At 38.6% G+C, this 2428-nt stretch carries 4 protein-coding genes; all 4 read left to right on the forward strand.

The features are described from left to right. Positions 1-518, forward strand: a 518-nt coding sequence (locus tag AC1DSB_RS18010) for a DegV family protein (protein WP_477587281.1), incomplete at its 5' end; no start/stop codon positions are given. Between the two features lie 55 nt (positions 519-573). Beyond that, a complete protein-coding gene (locus AC1DSB_RS18015; protein WP_477587282.1) occupies positions 574-1389 on the forward strand; it encodes a GDSL-type esterase/lipase family protein in 816 nt (271 codons plus the stop codon). Between the two features lie 15 nt (positions 1390-1404). Further along, a complete protein-coding gene (locus tag AC1DSB_RS18020; RefSeq protein ID WP_016427335.1) occupies positions 1405-1977 on the forward strand; it encodes a YpmS family protein in 573 nt (190 codons plus the stop codon). Positions 1978-1990: 13 nt separating this feature from the next. After that, positions 1991-2428, forward strand: a 438-nt coding sequence (msrA, locus tag AC1DSB_RS18025) for a peptide-methionine (S)-S-oxide reductase MsrA (RefSeq protein ID WP_477587283.1), incomplete at its 3' end; no start/stop codon positions are given.

A 2428-nucleotide genomic window follows, 5' to 3' on the forward strand; every position in this document is an offset into this window, starting at 1 on the left:
ATTCTGACGTAACAGTGATTGACTCACGATTTATTTCATATGCTTTATCATTTCAAGTTTTAGAAGCAGCACAATTGGCACAACAAGGTGCGACAGTTGAAGAAATTGTAAAGAAGCTGGACATCATGCGTGAGAACACAAATCTTTTTGTTGTTGTTGATACGTTGGAWAATTTGGTTAAAGGTGGCCGTATTGGCAAAGGGAAAGCATTAGTAGGCTCATTGTTGTCAATTAAGCCAATTGCCTCGCTAGAAGGAGGAGAATACACTCCCGTCCATAAAGCAAGAAGCCATAAACAAGTGGTTCAATATTTATATAAACAGTTTTTAGAAGACACTAAAGGTAAAAAAGTGAAAGCTGTGGGCATCTCCCAAGCTAACGGCTTTGCGATGGCAGATCCATTGAAAAAATTAATTGAGGAATCCAGTTTTCATGATGTTTCAATAGGATATACGACGCCAATTGTTAGTACCCATACTGGTATTGGCGCTATTGGTTTTATGTACACCGTCGAATAAAGAAGGAAACGAGCAGGGAGAGATCCCTGCTTTTCTAATGAGAGGGAGAGGGAAAATGATAAAACGATTGATACTTGTCATCTTGGTGAGCGTATTCATCTTGACAGGATGTCAATTTGGCCAAATAAGCAGCCCTGATTTTTCATCAAGACAACCATTTGCAATGAAAGATTTCTTTATAAGTGAAACGTTTTTTCCAGATGATATCATGCTAGTTGGTTTAGGTGATTCTWTAACACAAGGAGTAGGGGATGAACGGAAAATGGGAGGGTATTTGGGACGCCTGGCGTCTGAAATGGAAAATTTTCAAGGAATCCGTGAAGTTGACTTAAGGAACGAAGCGAAGAGGGGAAAGCGAAGTGACCAATTATTGAAGCAACTGAAATCTGGTGACATTAACGAACCCATTCAGGAAGCTGATTTAATTATTGTGACAATCGGTGGAAACGACATCATGCGCATCGTCAAGCAAGATTTATTTCAATTGCGAATTGCTGCTTTTCAGAAAGAGTTAGTGAAATTCTCTGAGCGCTATTCGGAAATTCTCATGGAAATCAGAAAAACCAATCCGAATTCACCCATTCTCATGGTTGGCTTATACAATCCGTTTACGGTTGTGACAAATGAAAAAAATGAGTTTGATCAAATCATGATGAATTGGAACGAAGCAATTCTTAACACTTCTTACACCGACGTAAATGCTTGTTTTGTACCTGTAAGCGATTTATTCAACTCGAACGAAAACATGGTTTATCATACGGATTTTTTTCATCCAAATAGTAAAGGCTATGAACAAATGAAAGACCGCATACTGGAATCCCTTGAATCTTGCGGTTTAAAACACTTAGCAAAAGGGGAAAAGGATTTTTAAGGAGTTGACATATTAATGAATGGATGGAAAGTTGCTTTTTTACTATTAATTGCACTAATAATTACTTCTGTAGTTGTTTTTGTTATTTGGATGACTTCACCTTCTGAAAAAACGATTATTCCTGAACCACAGGCAACTTCCGATGGAAATGTGTTGACGCTAAAGACCACCAAAGAAGATTTTGAAGGCATTGCTAATTCGTACATAAGTGAAGCGATAAATATAAAGCCGATGCCAGTCGTTCTAAGTGTGGAGGATCAAATACTCCTGTCTACTGAACTTACTATTTTTTCAACCAAACTTCCCGTCATCATGAAATTTGATCCGCTGGTCGAGCCGAATGGCAACTTGAGACTGGTTCAAACAGGAGTAGAAGTCGGTCCATTAGAGCTTGATCCAAAATACGTGTTAAACTTACTGAAGGATTCCGTAACTTTGCCTGAATGGATGATTGTACGACCGGATGAAGAAGATGTGTATATCGATCTATCCCGTATTCCGATGAAATCCAATGTGAAAGTTAAAGCAAAAGAATTTAATCTACAAAAAGATGAAATCACTCTCGAGATACTTGTTCCGAGTAACTAAAGGAGGTCTACTCATGACCATTGAAAAAGCAACATTTGCAGGTGGATGTTTCTGGTGCATGGTGAAGCCATTTGACTCGTATGAAGGCATCCATTCAGTTATTTCAGGATATACAGGTGGAGATGTAGAGAATCCGACGTACGAACAAGTATGCACGAATTCTACTGGACATAAAGAAGCTGTACAGATTACCTTTGATTCAAATGTGTTTCCTTACGAACAACTTGTTGAACTGTTTTGGATGCAAATTGATCCGACAGATCCTGGGGGTCAATTTTTTGATCGCGGATCTTCTTATGAGACCGCAATTTTTTACCATAGTGAAGAACAAAGACAGATTGCTGAAAAATCCAAACAAGAATTACAAGACAGCGGAAAATTCTCGCATCCAATTGTCACCCCAATTGTGGAAGTGAAAGCATTTTATCCAGCAGAACAGTATCATCAGGAC

The sequence above is a fragment of the Paenisporosarcina sp. P4_E4_2 genome, from assembly GCF_056401595.1.